The organism is Neobacillus drentensis NBRC 102427, assembly GCF_001591445.1.
Lineage (GTDB): Bacteria > Bacillota > Bacilli > Bacillales > Cytobacillaceae > Neobacillus > Neobacillus drentensis.
In genome coordinates this window covers 1-1,608 of sequence record NZ_BCUX01000133.1, presented here as the reverse complement: position 1 = coordinate 1,608, position 1,608 = coordinate 1, and the positions used below count along the sequence as shown (strand labels likewise).

The 1,608-nt window shown below is 40.6% G+C and carries 1 protein-coding gene; it reads right to left on the bottom strand.

Annotated elements, in window-relative coordinates; genetic code table 11:
* Nucleotides 1–123 precede the first annotated feature (123 nt).
* Nucleotides 124–1,347 (bottom strand): IS110 family RNA-guided transposase, encoded by a 1,224-nt coding sequence (locus BDR01S_RS24505; protein WP_066253964.1) that lies wholly within the window; start codon nt 1,345–1,347, stop codon nt 124–126.
* Nucleotides 1,348–1,608: the final 261 nt, after the last annotated feature.

The window sequence follows — 1,608 nt, the reverse complement described above, 5'->3', positions numbered from 1 at the left end:
CCATGAAAATAAACTTCTGTAATTTAGTAAAAAAGGCAATACTTAATAAGACGCAGCTCATTCAATTTTTAAAAAAGGGGAGAGCGCCTGATTCATTGATCTATTGTAGGAATATGGACTGGATTAAGATGCTTCAGGTGCTTGTAACGTAACTGAGTAGCCTAAACTTTCAAGTCTTCGTAGTGAATGTCGTACAATGGATTGTTGCCTCTGTTTATCAAAGTAGTCTTCGCCTAGATCTACATACATTTCTTTTCGGGTTAAAAGATAATAAGAGATACGTAACATGGCATGAGCGACCACAATTCCTGCTCTTTTCTTACCTTTTCGTGAGGCTGTACGTCTATACAGTGCTCCGAGATAGTTTTTAGATCCTCTTACAGAATGAGCCGCTTCTGTTAATGCGGATCTCAAATACTTGTTTCCTTTTTTTGTTTTAGCAGATTTCCTTTTTCCAGCACTTTCGTTGTGCCCAGGAACCAAGCCTGCCCAGGAACACATATGAGCCGCACTTGGGAATTGCTCCTTAACATTAGTCCCGATTTCGGATAAAATTTGCTCAGCCATTCTAGTAGCTATCCCAGGAATAGAATCTAACCGTTCGATATCTTCTTTATGGGTACTTACTCTTTCCGCAACTTCTTGATCTAACATCTCGATTTGCTCAGTTAAAAAATCAATATGCTTTAAAATTGTTTTCAACATAAGGCGTTGATGTGAATTGATATAGCCTTTGAGGGCGAGCATTAGTTCATCTTTTTTCTTTTTCATTGTACGTCGAGCGAAGTTTGCAAGTTTTTCGGGATCTTCTTCGCCTTCGGCAATAGCGTTAAGCATATCCCGAGATGAAACACCTAAAACATCAGAAACAACAGATCCCAATTTAATGTTGGCTCCTTCTAACACCTTCTGGATTCGGTTATGTTGCCTAGCTCGTTCTTCGATAATACTCCGACGATAGCGAACAAGTTCACGCAGTTCACGTTGATTACGGTCAGGAATATAACTAGCTTTGAGTAGTCCATGGCGAAGAAGTTTGGCAATCCATTCTGCATCCTTGACATCTGTTTTACGTCCTGGAACTGCCTTCATATGTTGGGCATTCACAACTAAAAACTCAATATCCTCAGCCTCTAGTAAATTCACAATAGGTTTCCAGTAAACACTCGTGCTCTCCATGGCAACATGGGTACAACTATGTTGTTTAACCCAGTCAACCAACTGTAATAGAAATACAGTTTTAGTAGAAAACGTTTGAATCTCCTTTCCTTTTGGTGTAATAATACATGCAGTAATATTGTCCTTATGAACATCCATACCACATGCTCGCTCAATGACTATATCCATTGAGAACATTCCTTTCTACGGCTCTTATTATTGGAGGCTGGTGCAGCAATCAGAATAGGATTAATCTACCATGTGTGCTTCCCGTAAGGGAGCGACAGTCAGTGGTGCACCGTGATCGTTGGAGTCAGACTAACGGATGGGCTCTAACGCACCATAGTTCATCGACCTTCCTCTCCAGCCGTAGAATCAGTATTGACGGTTTTTCACCATTTTCATTCTCTGTGGTGAAGCGCTGATTTTTGCGCTTCATGGATGGCTAAC